At 47.4% G+C, this 14782-nt stretch carries 19 protein-coding genes; 10 read left to right on the forward strand and 9 right to left on the reverse strand.

Annotation, left to right across the window (positions count from 1 at the left end; all coding sequences use genetic code 11):
• The 3 genes from AC2JC8_RS05055 to AC2JC8_RS05065 form a co-directional block, all read right to left on the reverse strand.
• Positions 1–886: ABC transporter ATP-binding protein (locus AC2JC8_RS05055; RefSeq protein ID WP_484594303.1), on the reverse strand; the 886-nt coding region annotated here is incomplete at its 3' end.
• A gap of 2 nt (positions 887–888) precedes the next feature.
• Entirely contained in the window at positions 889–1182 is a 294-nt protein-coding gene (locus tag AC2JC8_RS05060; RefSeq protein ID WP_255131435.1) for a DUF427 domain-containing protein, read from the reverse strand.
• Positions 1183–1214: 32 nt separating this feature from the next.
• Entirely contained in the window at positions 1215–2015 is an 801-nt protein-coding gene (locus AC2JC8_RS05065; RefSeq protein WP_484594297.1) for a sulfite exporter TauE/SafE family protein, read from the reverse strand.
• A gap of 43 nt (positions 2016–2058) precedes the next feature.
• On the opposite strand from AC2JC8_RS05065, the gene AC2JC8_RS05070 reads away from it, so the two are divergent.
• Genes AC2JC8_RS05070 through ureG form a run of 4 tightly spaced genes read left to right on the forward strand, consistent with a single transcriptional unit; the run spans position 2059 to position 5350 of the window.
• Positions 2059–2943 (forward strand): ABC transporter permease, encoded by an 885-nt coding sequence (locus AC2JC8_RS05070; RefSeq protein WP_484594298.1) that lies wholly within the window; start codon positions 2059–2061, stop codon positions 2941–2943.
• Positions 2940–3722: an ABC transporter ATP-binding protein gene (locus tag AC2JC8_RS05075; RefSeq protein ID WP_482131767.1), complete on the forward strand. Its 783-nt coding sequence runs from the start codon at positions 2940–2942 to the stop codon at positions 3720–3722. Before AC2JC8_RS05070 ends, AC2JC8_RS05075 begins: the two co-directional genes overlap by 4 nt.
• Positions 3723–3743: 21 nt before the next feature.
• Positions 3744–4751 carry an ABC transporter substrate-binding protein gene (locus tag AC2JC8_RS05080; RefSeq protein WP_484400827.1) on the forward strand — a complete coding sequence of 336 codons (1008 nt, stop codon included), beginning with the start codon at positions 3744–3746 and terminating at the stop codon, positions 4749–4751.
• On the forward strand, positions 4748–5350 hold the full coding sequence (ureG, locus tag AC2JC8_RS05085) for an urease accessory protein UreG (RefSeq protein WP_295476001.1): 603 nt from the start codon (positions 4748–4750) through the stop codon (positions 5348–5350). Before AC2JC8_RS05080 ends, ureG begins: the two co-directional genes overlap by 4 nt.
• 47 nt (positions 5351–5397) lie before the next feature.
• Here the strand turns inward: ureG and AC2JC8_RS05090 are convergent, their stop codons facing one another.
• Positions 5398–5604, reverse strand: a complete 207-nt coding sequence (locus AC2JC8_RS05090) for a hypothetical protein (protein ID WP_484420088.1) — start codon at positions 5602–5604, stop codon at positions 5398–5400.
• Here AC2JC8_RS05090 and urtA point away from each other — a divergent pair.
• From urtA to urtE, 5 genes are all read left to right on the forward strand, one after another.
• Entirely contained in the window at positions 5603–6733 is a 1131-nt protein-coding gene (urtA, locus tag AC2JC8_RS05095; RefSeq protein WP_461555916.1) for an urea ABC transporter substrate-binding protein, read from the forward strand. The two genes, AC2JC8_RS05090 and urtA, sit on opposite strands and share 2 nt — an antisense overlap.
• An 87-nt stretch (positions 6734–6820) precedes the next feature.
• The gene (urtB, locus tag AC2JC8_RS05100) at positions 6821–7978 is read left to right on the forward strand and encodes an urea ABC transporter permease subunit UrtB (RefSeq protein ID WP_484420089.1); all 1158 of its coding nucleotides are present in this window, start codon (positions 6821–6823) and stop codon (positions 7976–7978) included.
• A gap of 2 nt (positions 7979–7980) precedes the next feature.
• Positions 7981–9060, forward strand: a complete 1080-nt coding sequence (gene urtC / locus AC2JC8_RS05105) for an urea ABC transporter permease subunit UrtC (RefSeq protein ID WP_484400823.1) — start codon at positions 7981–7983, stop codon at positions 9058–9060.
• Complete coding sequence (gene urtD, locus AC2JC8_RS05110) at positions 9057–9806, forward strand: urea ABC transporter ATP-binding protein UrtD (protein WP_484400822.1); 750 nt, start codon at positions 9057–9059, stop codon at positions 9804–9806. The genes urtC and urtD overlap by 4 nt, the downstream gene beginning before the upstream one ends.
• Positions 9803–10525, forward strand: a complete 723-nt coding sequence (gene urtE, locus AC2JC8_RS05115) for an urea ABC transporter ATP-binding subunit UrtE (RefSeq protein WP_484400820.1) — start codon at positions 9803–9805, stop codon at positions 10523–10525. Before urtD ends, urtE begins: the two co-directional genes overlap by 4 nt.
• On the opposite strand, the gene AC2JC8_RS05120 is transcribed toward urtE, so the two are convergent.
• The 4 genes from AC2JC8_RS05120 to queC are packed head-to-tail and all read right to left on the reverse strand — an operon-like array spanning position 10514 to position 13587.
• On the reverse strand, positions 10514–10744 hold the full coding sequence (locus AC2JC8_RS05120) for a DUF1830 domain-containing protein (RefSeq protein ID WP_484400819.1): 231 nt from the start codon (positions 10742–10744) through the stop codon (positions 10514–10516). The two genes, urtE and AC2JC8_RS05120, sit on opposite strands and share 12 nt — an antisense overlap.
• 46 nt (positions 10745–10790) lie before the next feature.
• On the reverse strand, positions 10791–11612 hold the full coding sequence (locus AC2JC8_RS05125) for an aminotransferase class IV (protein WP_484594299.1): 822 nt from the start codon (positions 11610–11612) through the stop codon (positions 10791–10793).
• Entirely contained in the window at positions 11612–12913 is a 1302-nt protein-coding gene (locus AC2JC8_RS05130; protein WP_484594300.1) for an anthranilate synthase component I family protein, read from the reverse strand. The genes AC2JC8_RS05125 and AC2JC8_RS05130 overlap by 1 nt, the downstream gene beginning before the upstream one ends.
• Positions 12910–13587, reverse strand: coding sequence for a 7-cyano-7-deazaguanine synthase QueC (queC, locus tag AC2JC8_RS05135; RefSeq protein WP_255131381.1), 678 nt, complete (start codon positions 13585–13587; stop codon positions 12910–12912). Before queC ends, AC2JC8_RS05130 begins: the two co-directional genes overlap by 4 nt.
• 37 nt (positions 13588–13624) lie before the next feature.
• Between queC and AC2JC8_RS05140 the strand changes: the two genes are divergently transcribed.
• Positions 13625–14146, forward strand: coding sequence for an ecotin family protein (locus tag AC2JC8_RS05140; RefSeq protein ID WP_484400815.1), 522 nt, complete (start codon positions 13625–13627; stop codon positions 14144–14146).
• Between the two features lie 13 nt (positions 14147–14159).
• Here the strand turns inward: AC2JC8_RS05140 and AC2JC8_RS05145 are convergent, their stop codons facing one another.
• Positions 14160–14780 carry a 7-carboxy-7-deazaguanine synthase QueE gene (locus AC2JC8_RS05145; protein WP_484400814.1) on the reverse strand — a complete coding sequence of 207 codons (621 nt, stop codon included), beginning with the start codon at positions 14778–14780 and terminating at the stop codon, positions 14160–14162.
• Between the last annotated feature and the right edge of the window lie 2 nt (positions 14781–14782).

Raw genomic sequence — 14782 nt, forward strand, 5'->3', positions numbered from 1 at the left:
GTAATGCTGCTACCCGTTCTGATAGTTCAGCGCGAGGTATTAACAGCTGCACCTGATGGCCCTTTAGGGAGTGAATATCGCCGTAGCCGCAGAAATCCTCAACGCTGTGGATTTCACTTAATTCCATCCGCACTTGGCTGCAGGGGGCAAGTTTTTGGGTGAGCTCGCTTAAAGAACCGTCGTGAAATAGTTCACCTTGATGAATTAATAACACCCTTGGGCATAGGGTGGTTATATCGCCCATGTAATGGCTTGTGAGCAGCATTGTTGCCCCTGTTCGTTTGTTGTAATCAGCAAGGAATTCCCTCACCCGCACCTGGGCATTTACATCTAAGCCCAGGGTTGGTTCATCAAGAAATAACACTGCAGGTTGATGTAGTAACGCTGCTAATAATTCCGTTTTCATACGTTGGCCCAGCGATAATTTGCGCAGTGGCCTTAGCAGCTCTTCGCCAAGCTCTAACATTTCGGCAAGTTCATTTATACGGCGCTGCGCTTCTTTTTCTGGGATACCGTAAACAGCTGCGTTAACTTTTAATGAATCAAGAGCTGGAAGATCCCACAGCAATTGTTGTCTGTTACCCATCACCAGGGTGATTTGGCGTAAAAATCGTGCTTTTCTTTGCCATGGTTTATGGCCAGCTACTGAAAGTTCGCCACTACTTGGATGAATTAAACCTGTGAGCATTTTTAATGTTGTTGTTTTTCCTGCCCCATTAGGGCCAAGAAAACCAACAATCTCACCGGGTTCGATAGAAAAACTAACTTGATTTACCGCTGTTATCTCGCGGTGTTTACGTTGCAGCAAATGCCGCAATGTTCCAGCTAAACCAGGCTGCTTTTCGCTAATTCGATAGATCTTACTTAACTCTTTCGCATTGATAATGCTCACTCGCTAGCGCTCACCTTTACGCCTTTCCAAAAGGCCACCCTGCCTTTGATTTCAGCTGCTGCTTCCTTTGGTTCGGGGTAATACCAAGCAGCATTCTCATTCACCTCACCATCAACTACCACGTTGTAATAGTGAGCTTCCCCTTTCCAACCGCATACGCTGCGGTGGCTGGAGGCCTGAAAGCAGTTTTCAACTAACGCAGCCGCAGGGAAATAAGCATTTCCATCAACGCTGATGGTGCTATCACTGCTGGCGATAAGGCGACCTTTCCAGCGGGCTTCTGTTGCCATTGGCAAATTTGATTTCAAGCCATGTTCTAGCGCTACGCCAGTAGGCCTGGATTAAGCCGCCATAGGAAACTGCCAGCTTCCACACATACCACCACAATTAGAGATCGAAAAATCCATTGATTAGCTTGGGGGCCGAGGGCAATCTTCGCTGCTACATTTGCCCCCACCATGCTGGAAAGAGCTAAGGGAAGCGCCCATAACCAATTGAAATCACCGCGCAATCCGAATATCAACAAAGCTATAAGACTGGAGCTTAACCTCACAAAACATTTTAGAATGTTTGCTGTTTTTAATGGAATCTTGCCCGCCAGCACAAGTACTAGCAAAGTCATCACACCTGAGCCTAGAGATATAAATCCTGCCCAGACACCTGTAAGGGTCATTAGGCTATAAAATAAAAAGCCAAGTTTTGGCTCTATATTTTCATTTTCTATTGCCGGTTCTTGCAGTAATTGAGTTGGCTTTGTTATTAATATAATTAATACAAATATCAATGAAATTGCAACAGCAAGTGTTATCCATTCATCTGCTAAAGCCGTTGCTCCTAAGGCGCCAAGGCTGGCGCCAAGCACCATTGGTAATGTTGCTTTTAAGGTGAGTTTCCAGGGGATTGCCCCCGCCTGTTGAAAACGCCAGGTGGCAGTTGCCAATCCCGCCACTGCTGCTAAACGATTGGTGCCATTCGCGATTCCTGGGCTAAGGCCCAAGCTAATCATCGTTGGCAAGGTAACTGTTGCACCACTCGCTGCAATTGTGTTTATAAAGCCCCCCGCGAGGCCGCAGGCAATCAATGCCGCCAGGGTGATTGGTTCGATAGCAGCGAAATCAGGCAATTCCAGTTAGTGGCAGCAGAATGGTGGCTTGAATCTGAAGGCGATGTTTTCTATTTGGCTTGGGGCTTACAACCAGGGTCTTGCCTATGCCGGTTTAGCCCTTGGCGTTTATTTAACTCTGCGGGTGCTCAATTTTGCAGACATCACAGTAGATGGCTCTTTTGCCCTCGGTGGCGGTATGGCAGCAGTACTCATCACAAATGGCCTGAATCCTGCGCTTGCCTTACTTGCTGCAGTGCTTAGTGGTGCCCTAGCTGGTTGCGTTACTGCACTAATTCACACGCGCCTCGGCGTTAACGATTTATTTGCCGGCATCCTCACCAGTACAGGGCTCTATTCGATAACCCTGCGTTTGATGGGCCGCTCCAATATCCCTTTGATCAATCTCGATCTAGGCCTTGATCCTCTGCCTGATATGGGTAGTGGTAGTGATGGCGACTGGGCGATTGCCTTCAGCTTGGTTGTTATTGGCTTAGTTGGATTACTTGCTCTATTGCTTGCAACTGATTTAGGCCTAGCGCTCAGGGCCCTTGGCAATAACCCCACCATGGCCCGCGCCAATGCAGTGAGTGGAGCTGCCGGCCTCACCTTGGGGATTGCAATCGCAAATGGATTTGTTGCATTAGCAGGTGCCTTAGTTGCTTATTACCAGGGTTTTGCTGATGTAACTATGGGTTTTGGTTCCTTAATCCTTGGCCTTGGGGCTGTGATCGTTGGTGAATCGGTATGTAGACCCCGTTCAATTCCGATGGCTCTTTTTGCAGTGGTGATTGGATCGATTTTGTTCCGCTTCATGATTGCGCTTGCCTTGCAAGTTGGCCTCGAGCCTGTGGATTTAAAGCTCGTTACAGCGCTACTGCTTCTTGCTGCATTGGCACTTGGTAGGTTGCGATTGCCGGGTCTTGCAAATGCAGGTAAGCGTTTATGAGTTTGCAGATCGAAGGCCTTTGCTGGGGTCATAGCCAGCCAGGTGGCAGTTGGCGACAGCTGTTTAAGGATTTCAAGCTCGAGTGCCCCCCCGCTCAATTTTTGGTATTAATCGGCAGCAATGGATCAGGAAAGTCCACATTGCTAAATCTCATAGCTGGCAGCCTCAAATTGCAGGCCGGCAGTTTGCGTTTAAATAGCAGGCCCTTGCAACAATTAAAGGATTACCGCAGAGCCCGCTGGATTGGTCGGGTAATGCAAAACCCCCTCGATGGCACCGCGCCGGGTCTCACGATTGCTGAAAATTTACGGCTTGCTGAATCAAGGCGCCGTTCACCGTTTAGGTGGCAAGGTCTTTTAGGTATTCGCCCAAACAAACTTGATGTGCGTCGTTTCCAGGAGCTATTGGAAAGCCTTGAGGTGCCCCTTGCTGATCGCATCAATACACCCGTGGGCCAATTATCCGGTGGCCAACGGCAAACGATCAGCCTTGTAATGGCCACTTTGGCGGAACCTGAACTGTTGCTGCTCGATGAGCACACTGCAGCCTTGGATCCAAAGGCGGAAGCGCGGGTGATGCAACTCACAGAACGTTTAGTGCGTCAACTCCGCACCACCACTTTGATGGTTACCCACAGCTTGGAACAAGCCTTAAACCACGGCGATCGCTTGTTAATGCTCCATGAAGGTTCGGTGCGGGGGGATTGGAGTGGCGCCGAAAAAGCAGATTTAAGCCATACAAACTTGCGAGAGCTCTATGGCAGCGCCAAAGTGAGCTAACAAAGTGCTGATTAATTACTGATGGAACGGCGTACTTTTCTTGGTTTAGCGGGTGTTGGCCTTAGCGGCACGGCATTGCTTGCGGCTTGCTCAAAACTTGGCGCTGATAAAAAAGTAAAAGGCCCCACCATCGGCATGCTGCAGTTTGTTGATGCTGCCCCGCCAAATTCTGTGCGCAAGGGATTTATGGCAGCCCTTGCTAAAGCTGGTTATGTGGAAGGTGAATCCTTAAATGTGATCCAAAAAGATGCCGCTGGCGAATTAGCAAATACCACCTTGGTGGCAAAACAATTTGTTGGCGTACCGGTGGATTTGTTCTTAGCAATTGGAACGCCACCTTTGCAGGCGGCGATGCAGGTGGCACCGGCTTCAATGCCGGTGGTGTTTTGCTACTGCTCAAATCCATGGGGGGCAGGGGCTGGAACACCTCCCGGCAAGGTGGGCCAACACAAGCCAAATGTGGTGGGCACCGTTGGCACAAATCCGGTGGGGGAGGAGTTGGATTTAGCTCGTGAAGTGGATCCAAATTTGAGCAGTGTTGGCTTGATCTACAACCCAGGCGAACCAAATTCCGAATTTGAGGCCAAGTTGCTAGCGCAGGAAGCGGCCCGTCGTGGGATCAAGCTGGAAAGCCAAGCGGTAGCAAATTCAGGTGAAGTGCTACAGGCGGCTCAAGCACTTGCTGCAAAGAAAATCGGTGCCTTTGTGAAAATTGGCGACTACGCCACGATTCAAGCTTTCAGCTCGATTTGCAAAGTGGGCCTTGAAAATAAGATCCCTGTGTATTCAGTTGATCCCCCAGATATCGATCTGCCCGGCTGTTTAGGGGTGATCGGTTGGAGTTATTACGCAGATGGATTTGCAGCAGGCGAAATGGCTGTGCGAATCCTTAAAGGTGAATCGCCGGCTGGGATGAACTTTGAACCACTCACTAAAACCGAACTGCTACTAAATAAAAATACAGCAAAAGCAATCGGAGTAACCCTGCCAGAGGCATCGCTAAAACGTGCAAATAAAGTAGTTGGATGAGTCGACTACGGGTAGGTATAGCTGGGCCCGTGGGCTGCGGTAAAACTGCTTTGGTGGAGGCTTTATGCCGCAGTTTGCGGGATCGCCTCCAACTTGCTGTTGTAACTAACGACATCTACACCCAAGAGGATGCTCAATTTCTCACCCGGGTTGGTGCATTGGCACCAGAAAGAATTCGCGGGGTGGAAACCGGTGGTTGCCCCCACACCGCAATTCGGGAGGATTGTTCCATCAATCGAGCGGCGGTGGAGGAGTTAGAAACTGCTTTTCCGCGCTTGGATTTGGTATTTGTGGAAAGCGGTGGCGATAATCTGGCTGCCAGTTTTAGCCCTGAACTTGTAGATCTCTGTATCTATGTAATCGATGTGGCCGCTGGCGACAAAATTCCTCGCAAAGGGGGCCCAGGGATTACTCGATCTGATCTATTAGTAATCAATAAGATCGATCTTGCCGCCATGGTGGGAGCTGATCTGGCCTTGATGGCCAGCGACACTAAACGTATGCGTGGGGAGCGTCCTTGGTGTTTTACCAACCTAAAAACAGGCGAGGGCTTGCAGCAAGTGGAGCAATTTTTGTTGCAACAGCTACCAAGTAGCTAAAAAAGTTTCAACCACTACAACCAAGTATTTCTTCTACCCATAAATTTCTAATACACCGCTGCATCGCGGATCAAAACTTGGAGTTTTTGCATGGCCCCCATTCGTTCAAACAAGCTTTTCATTCGAGCCATCAGTGGCACCACTGCCATAGCTGCAAGCCTTTCGATAGTGGCTTGCAGTGGTGAGAAAAAGGCTGATGGCGGATTTGATGGTGAAGTGAAGGTGGGTATCTTGCATTCCCGCAGTGGCACCATGGCTATCTCTGAAAACACTGTGGCCGAAGCCGAATTAATGGCTATCGATGAGATCAATGCCAAGGGCGGTGTTGTTATCGATGGTAAAAAGTTAAAAATCGTACCTGTAGAGGAAGACGGCGCCTCGGATTGGCCAACTTTTGCCGAGAAATCTAAGAAACTTATCGATTCAGATAAAGTAGCTGTTGTGTTTGGTGGTTGGACCTCCGCCAGCCGTAAGGCGATGCTGCCTGTTTACGAAGCAAAGGATCATTTCCTCTTTTATCCAATTCAATATGAAGGCCAGGAATGCTCTAAAAATATCTTCTACAGCGGCGCCACTCCAAATCAGCAGGCTGAACCAGCAGTGGATTGGCTTCTTAAAAATAAAGGCAAAGACTTTTTCTTAGTTGGTTCTGATTACGTGTATCCACGTACGGCTAACACGATCATGAAGGAGCAACTTAAGGCTAAGGGTGGAAAGTTAGTGGGTGAAGATTACCTACCCCTTGGCAATACTGAAGTGGCACCGATCATTGCTAAGATCAAGCAGGCTCTACCTAATGGTGGTGTGATTGTTAACACCTTAAATGGTGATAGCAATGTAGCTTTCTTTAAGCAGATGAAAGCTGCTGGAATCACCCCTGCTAACAAATACTCAATAATGAGCTTCTCAATTGCAGAAGAGGAGATCGCTGCTATCGGTCCGGAATATTTAGAAGGCACCTATGCCGCCTGGAATTACTTCCAGAGCCTAGATACACCAGCATCTAAAAAATTCACTGCAGACTTTAAGGCTAAATATGGCGACAAGCGGGTAACAAACGATCCGGCAGAAGCCGCCTACATGATGGTTTACCTATGGGCTGCTGCTGCTGAAAAGGCAAAAAGTGTAGATGATAATAAGGTGCGAGAAGCACTAATTGGAGTGAGCTTTGATGCTCCAGAAGGCAAGGTAACAGTGCAGCCTAATCATCATGTAGATAAACTTGTATTGATCGGTGAAGTTCAGAAAGATGGTATGTTTAAAATCTTAGAAAATCAAGGCTTCAAGAAACCTGTAGCTTGGAATCAATATGTTCCTGAAACTAAGGGTTACACCTGCGACTGGACTCAAAAGCGCCCTGATGCTGGCAAGTATAAAATGTGATTTTTTGATCTGAAATTGATCTGCAAACTGGGGGGCATTCGCCCCTCAGTTTTTTAGTTATTATTTATTTTTTTAAATTGTGGTTGCATGAGTTTATTTCTTGACACATTGTTTAATGGTTTAGCAATTGGTTCAGTTTTAGTTTTAGCAGCACTTGGTTTGGCTGTGGTGTTTGGCTTGATGGGTGTGATAAACATGGCCCATGGCGAATTAATGATGCTGGGCGCTTACACCACATTTGTTGTTCAAAACCTATTGAAATCAGGCCCCCTTGAGGGTTTGTTTCCTATCTATATTTTAATTTCTATTCCACTTGCTTTCATTGTTAGTGGTGTTGCAGGCTTGCTTTTAGAAGCAACAGTTATCCGCAGATTATATGGGCGGCCCCTTGAAACTTTACTTGCCACATGGGGCGTTAGTTTGATTTTGCAGCAGTTTGTACGGTCGGTTTCAACAGCCTTTGTTTTGGGTTTGTTGTTAACTGCTGTTCTCGGCTTATTACTGCCGAGGCTAATACCTAGCAATTGGATAATGCAACGTTGGGCGTTGATTTTTAAGGTTGGCAACTGGATCTTGGCAACTTTATTAGGGGTTGGCGCTGCTGCATTATTCGGTTCCGTGAGGTTGCTGGATCAGGCTTGGTTCAGTGCAAGAAACATTGATGTAACGGCACCTGAATGGTTGCGTGGCTCTATTGATTACGCAGGCGTTAATATGCCAACAGCTAGGCTATTTATTATTATATTAACACTTATTTCTTTAATAGCAGTGAATTGGTTTCTACAAAAAAGTGTGTGGGGTATTCGGATACGCGCTGTAACTCAAAATCGATCTATGAGTAGTTGCCTTGGTATTCCAACTGAAAGCGTTGATGCGCTCACTTTTCTAGTTGGTTCTGGTTTGGCTGGAGTTGCTGGAGTTGCAGTTACTTTGCTCGGCTCTGTAGGCCCCAATCTTGGTGGTAATTACATTGTTGATTGTTTCATGGTGGTAGTGCTAGGAGGTGTGGGTAAATTGCTGGGTACAGTGCTTGCAGCACTTGGTATCGGCGTGCTGAGTTATGTGCTCGGTTCTGGATCCTTGCTGTTGGTATGGCCCACAATGCCTGCGGGATTAAATGAATTAATTACGTTTTTTGCAACCACTTCAATGGCTAAGGTTTTGGTATTTGTATTAATTGTTGTATTTTTGCAGTTTCGTCCAGCTGGATTATTTCCACCTAAGGGCCGTATGGCGGAGGTTTAAATATGAATTCCCCCTTTGTTTCCGCGAGGGCTACCCCCCTATTTCGTTATTTGCCTTGGCTAATACTTTTAATTGTGGCAATTGTTTTACCCGTTATCTTGCCACCATTTAGGCTTAATTTACTTGGGCGTTTTCTTTCCCTTGGTATTGTGGCGTTAGGGATTGATCTTATTTGGGGTTACACAGGTTTATTGAGCCTAGGGCAAGGTATTTTCTTTGCCCTAGGTGGTTATGCCCTTGGTATGTATCTACAGTTGCAGTCGCTAGCGCCTGGTGAATTACCTGAGTTTTTTGGTTTATATGGCGTAAAAAGTATGCCTGCTTTTTGGCAACCTTTTTCTTCTGGGTTATTTACTTTCTTTGCAATTTGGGTGATCCCTGCATTCGTTGCTGGAATTCTCGGTTTTCTAGTATTTCGCAATCGCATTAGGGGTGTTTATTTTTCGATTCTCACTCAAGCTGCTCTTCTTGTATTTTATAATTTTTTCAATGGCCAGCAAAAGCTTATTAATGGCACCAATGGCCTGAAAACAGATACTGCTCGTTTTTTGGGTGAACTTGTTGGCAGTGATGCTATGCAAAGGGGGCTATATTTTCTTACGGTTTTTATTTTATTTTTTGCTTGGTTGTTATGTAGATGGTTAATTAAAGGTCGTTTTGGTGATGCGTTAATCGCTTTGCGGGATGATGAACAGCGGATGCGGTTTACCGGTTACAACCCCGCAGTATATAAAACAGTTGTTTTTACTATCGCTGGCGCTTTAGCCGGCATTAGTGGAGCCCTTTATACAGTGCAGTCTGGGATTGTTTCGCCGCAATTTATGGCGGCTCCCTTTTCGATTGAGATGGTGATTTGGGTTGCAGTGGGGGGACGCGGAACATTGGTGGGTGCAATTCTTGGGGCCGTATTCATTAATTTTGCCAAGAGTTTAATTAGTGAACAGCTTCCAGAAACTTGGTTATTTATTCAGGGGGGCTTATTTCTTTTAGTGGTAACAGCTTTGCCTGATGGTTTAGTTGGTTGGTGGCGTAATGGTGGGTTTAGGAATCTACTTGTGCCGGTTTCTGAGCAAGAACAATGAATACACTTCTTGAGCTAAAAGGGGTAACGGTTAGTTTTGATGGTTTCCTTGCCCTAAATGATCTTAATTTGAAACTTACAAGCGGAGAATTGCGGGCTGTTATCGGCCCAAATGGAGCTGGAAAAACTACTTTTCTTGATGTGATTACCGGTAAAGTTCAACCCTCTAAAGGTGAGGTGTTGTTTCGCGGGAAATCTCTTATTGGTAAACCAGAGCATCATATTGTTCGCCTTGGAATCGGTCGCAAGTTTCAAACCCCCAGGGTTATTGAAAATTTAAGTTGCAGGCGAAACCTTGAACTGGCAGTTGCTAAGGGATCCTCTCCCCTCAAACTTTTGTTTAGTAATTTGCCAAATAAGCAGCGCGATCGGGTGCAGCAATTATTGCTGCAAGTGGGTCTTGCTAGCCACGATCAGCAATTGGCTGGTGGACTATCACACGGCCAAAAGCAGTGGTTAGAGATTGCAATGTTGGTGGCTCAAGATCCGGATCTTTTGCTGGTAGATGAACCGGTAGCTGGTTTAAGTGATGAAGAAACTGCCCACACTGCAGCTTTGTTGAAGGATCTTAGTGGAAGCCATACAGTATTAGTAATTGAGCACGACATGGATTTCATCCGTGATCTCCAAGCTCCGGTAACAGTTTTACATGAAGGCCATGTGTTGTGCGAGGGTTCGATGGAGGAGGTGCAGGCTGATTCGAGAGTGATTGATGTTTATCTTGGCCGCGAGGATGTTAATCCATGACAAACTCCATAAAGCATGTGCTTGATGTGAGTGCACTAAACGTGTATTACGGTAATAGTCATATCTTGCGCAACGTAGATCTAAGCGTACGTCCCGGACAAATGGTATGCCTCATTGGGCGCAACGGGGTTGGTAAAACTACTCTACTAAAAACTATTATTGGTTTATTGCAGCAGCGTAGTGGCAAGATTTGTTTAGAAGGAGAGGATCTAAAACAGAAGGCGCCCTATCAAAGAGCCAGATCTGGTGTTGCTTATGTGCCTCAAGGTAGGGAGATAATTCCCCAGCTTACTGTTAAGGAAAATCTATTACTTGGCCTGGAAGCATTGCCTGGTGGGTTGGCCAAAAATCGCCATATTGATCCTCGGATATTTGAATTATTTCCCGTTTTAGAGGGATTTTTGCAGCGGCGTGGCGGTGATTTAAGCGGCGGGCAACAACAACAATTAGCAATTGCAAGAGCACTGCTTGGTAAACCTCGACTGCTTTTGTTAGATGAACCCACAGAGGGAATACAACCCTCTGTGGTCCTTGATATTGAAAAGGCAGTTAAGCAAATTGTTGCAACTACAGGAATAAGCGTCTTACTTGTGGAGCAGCATTTGCATTTTGTGCGGCAAGCCGATTGGTACTATGCAATGCAAAAAGGGGGCATGGTGGCAAGTGGCCCAACAGCCGATTTAAGTAAAGTTGTGATCGATCGCTTTTTAAGTGTGTAATTCTGCAACTTTAAAACTTTCCACTAGTTCTGCTCCGCCAAATTCATGGCTCCATATCTCCACCTCTGCTTCCTGTGGAGCCGAAAAATTTAGTATTTCAAATGGAAATATCACCCGCTCGAGGTAATAATTTTGAGCGCCAAAGCAGCGCAGGATAATTATTCGATTTAGGTTGTTTCGAAAACTGCAGTCGCTTGCTTCCATCGGTGTGATCATCATTTCAACACATCAAGCCACGTTTAATTTTATTTAACGGTTGCAACGGTCACTGAATTAGTGCTTGCCCCTTGATTTTAGATTCTTTTAATAAATTGCGAAATAGTTGTTCAGCAAGTGGAACTGCCTCAGGTGTGATTGGGCGGCAATCGAGGCTATTAAGTAATACCGCTGCTTCACCAGGGATTAGTGCATCGCCTAATTGCGATTCAGTTGCTCTTCCTTGTTGCAGGGCTGCTGCCCGCATGGTTCCAGGTAAACAGCCGCTGGCAAGGCTTGGTGTTATCCAGATGCCCTGCTGCTGCACCAGCAGATTTGCGCTTGTGGCGCAGCAGAGTCCGCCAGCGCTACTGAGCAATAAGGCATCTTGGCAGCCAGCAGTTGCTGCTTCTCGCCGGGCTAAAGCCATTTCGCCGTAGGCAAATGTTTTGTAGTGGCGCAGGGCGCTATCTGCCCATACTTTTATCTTTTTGCTAATAATTATGGTCTGCATTTGAAATGTTGGCTTATGGCGATGCAAGCTGCCCCAGAGTCGTCCTGCTTGATCATTTTCGCTAAGGGCTAATCCTCTGCCGCCCCCATCGCCCTGGCTCCAATTAAGACGTAGGGCGCCATCTTTGATGCCACTGCGCTCTATCGCTGTTGCGATCAAGCTTCTTATTTCTGATTTGGCAGGCGGATTTGGCAAGCCCAAGTGCAACGCCCCCAGATACCAGCGCTCTAGATGTTGATCAAGCAGTTGTGCTTCCCCGCATACAAGCAGAACTGTTTCAAATACACCTTCTGCCAGCCTTAAACCCCTATCGCTGATCGGTACACCCAATTCATTGGGATCACCCCATTTTGAATTACACCAAGCGATTGCATCCATTAGCGCAAGGCTGCGAGTAAAGGTTCTATTTTCCAGCCAAGTTCTGCTGCTTCTTGCTGCGGATTGGAATCAGCAACAATGCCGCAGCCAGCATGCACCCTTAAACGTTTAGCGCGCACCATTACGCTGCGAATCAGGATATTGCTATCAAAACCGCCATCGTTTTTAAAGTGAAAGAAGCTGCCGCAATATGGGCCCCTTGCCACTGGTTCTAATTTATTTAAATGTGCACAAGCGCTGATTTTGGGAGCACCACTTATCGATCCACCTGGCCAGCAGGCGCGCAGTAGAGAAGCAGCTGTTTGTGTACCTTCTAATACTCCTGTTACAACCGATGTGAGGTGGTGCACCTGTGCGTAACTTTCAAGGCCTAATAGTTGTGGCACTTTGATGCTACCCGCTTTGCATACCCTGCCTAGGTCGTTTCGTAATAGATCTACGATCATTATGTTTTCAGCCCGATCTTTTGCGCTTGTTATTAGTTCAGCTGCCGCCGCTGCATCATTATCTTGCTCTTGATGCCGGGGCCTGGTGCCTTTAATTGGCCTGGTTTCTACGTTGCCTTCTTGATCGCAAGATATAAATCTTTCTGGTGATGCACTCAGCACTGCTTCCTGATTGCTTGCAATCATTAGGCCCCCAAACGGTGCAGGGCATTTGCTGCGCAAGCGTTGATACATTGCTAATGGATCTGCATTTGCAGGGAGTGTGTATTCAGCGCATACACTTAGATTGGCTTGAAAAATATCACCTGCTTTAATCGATTCTTTTACTTCCTTTACCTGCTGCTCAAAAGCACTTGTTGTTGTATGCCAATACCAAGCATCTAAACCAATGCCTGCGTTTGCTATTGGCTGCTGTTGATCTGCTGTGGTGGGTTTTGAGCGCAGTAAGGCTTCTAGTGGTTTTTGATACTTAGCCTCCCCTGTTAACCAAAGCTTTTGCTTTTCTAGATCCAGGTGCACCACTGCTCCATAGCAGCCAGCCCAAAGTGTTGCCATGTCTGGTGTTTGCCAATGGGGGCCCGCTTCTACCCAGGCGCCAGCTTCATAGGCAAGCCAGCCAAGCCAGCTGCCGCTGCGATTTGCTTGGATTTCTTGCAGAGCCTTAAAGGGGTCTTTGCTGCCTGATTCACCGGGAAGCCCGCTGCAGCGTATTTGTGTTTGCGGTGCTACCGCCAGCAAAACCCTGTTTCCCAAGGGGCTGCCGTCGCCATCAAGCCAAACGAAGCCTTCGCTACCAAAACAGCGCACTAGCGCTTGGGCTAATTGTTGTGGTTCCCACCAGGGCAACTGATTCATTGGCCCACCAGATCACTGCGGCCCGCTTCCAGCAATGCAGCATCTCTGATACGGCAACTATCGCAAATACCACAGGGTTTTTCTTCGCCGGCATAGCAACTCCAGGTATCAGCAATCGGCAGCTTTAGCCGTGTGGCTTCTTGCACGATCTTTGTTTTGCTCCATTGCAGCAATGGGGCCCAAAGCTGCGCACCTTTACCTTCCCTACCTGTTTTAGTTGCCAGATCAGCAAGATTTTGGAATGCGGCTAAGTAATCAGGCCTGCAATCTGGATAACCGGAATAATCCACAGCGTTAATGCCAAGCACTAAACGTTCAGCAGCGCGGGCTTCCGCCAAGCTCAGCCCTAAGGCAATAAATACGGTATTGCGGCATGGCACATAAGTATTAGGAATTACCCCTGCTTCCACACCATCAGTGGGCACGCTGATTTCGCTATCGGTAAGTGAGGATCCACCCCAGGCCGCCAGATTCACTGCGATTATGTGATGTTCAGGGAGCTTTAAATGATCGGCCAAATTTTTTGCAGCTATTAATTCCCGCTGGTGGCGTTGGCCATAGTTAAAGGAAAGGCCGATTACTCGATAACCAGCCTCTATAGCAAGGGCAGCAGCGGTAGCGGAATCAAGGCCACCAGAAAGCAGCGCGATGGCAGTTGGTGGTGTGTTGTGCATTGTGGGGCCAGGATGGGTTCAGTTTGATCTAAGGGCCGTGTTCAGAGTTGCATTGTTTTGTTCAGCTTTTTGTTCAGCTGTTGCTTTATCACTTGCTCTAGAGCCCGCTAAGGCGATACCGATGCTTGATCTAAAACCGTACGCAGAAGCAGCGGCAGGGGAGCAGCGCTTTGTAATCCAATTAAATCCATTGCTAAAACCATCACCCGATCAGAGTATTTCAAATAATCCTGCTGATTGGCGGGTGCAGTTGCTGGTGGGTAAGGAGTTGGAGCTCGATTGCAATTTGCACCGTTTCACCGGCAGGTTACGTTCTGAACCAGTGCTGGGAACCGGCTACACGGTGTATCGAGCCGAACAAATTGGCGTGATGCGTTCCACCCGCAAAGCTTGCCCAGGCCAGGCACTTACCAAGCAATTCATACCGCTTGGCGGCCAACCATTTGTATTTCCATTTAACGCAAGTGTGCCGATTGTTGTTTATGCGCCTTTGGGTTTCCAGGTGCGCTACCGGCTTTGGAAGGCGGAAAAAAATATCCAACCAGCCCAGTTGCGTTAGATATCTCGCTTAGCTATTGCACCCCTAGCCATTTGTGGGTTTGCAGGCTTAAGCGCCAGTTGGGATGTTTAAGCACATAGTTGATTGCCAAATCTCTGCCTGCTGGGCAATCGGCGCCAGGTTGCAATAGCAGCGTCGCAGATTTTTGATTCGCTGCTGCGATATTTGCTGCTGCCATTGATTCTGCAAATTCCAGATCTGCCACTTCATGCACCACTAGTTTCAATTCGTCGCAACAAGAAAGCAGCTCATTGCATGGCGGTTTATGGCGTTTTGGTGAAAGGCTGATCCAATCAAATTTCCCACTGAGCGCATCCACCCCACTGGTTTCAAGATGTAAAGGCAATCCCAGCACCGCAAGGATCTCGCATAATTCATCAAGGTTGTGATGCAGTGGTTCCCCGCCTGTGATCACAACAAATGCAGCACCATCTGCAGCAGCAGCAGCGGTTTCAGCGCTTAGTTCGGCAAGGCTTCGCCGTGGATGGGCAGATTGGGGCCATGAATGCTTTGTGTCGCACCAGCTGCAGGCCACGTTGCAACCAGCTAAACGGATAAAAAATGCACTGCGGCCGCTATGAATTCCTTCCCCTTGAATTGAGCGAAAGGTTTCCACCACCGGCAATGAATTCATTT

Source organism: Synechococcus sp. (assembly GCF_982614295.1).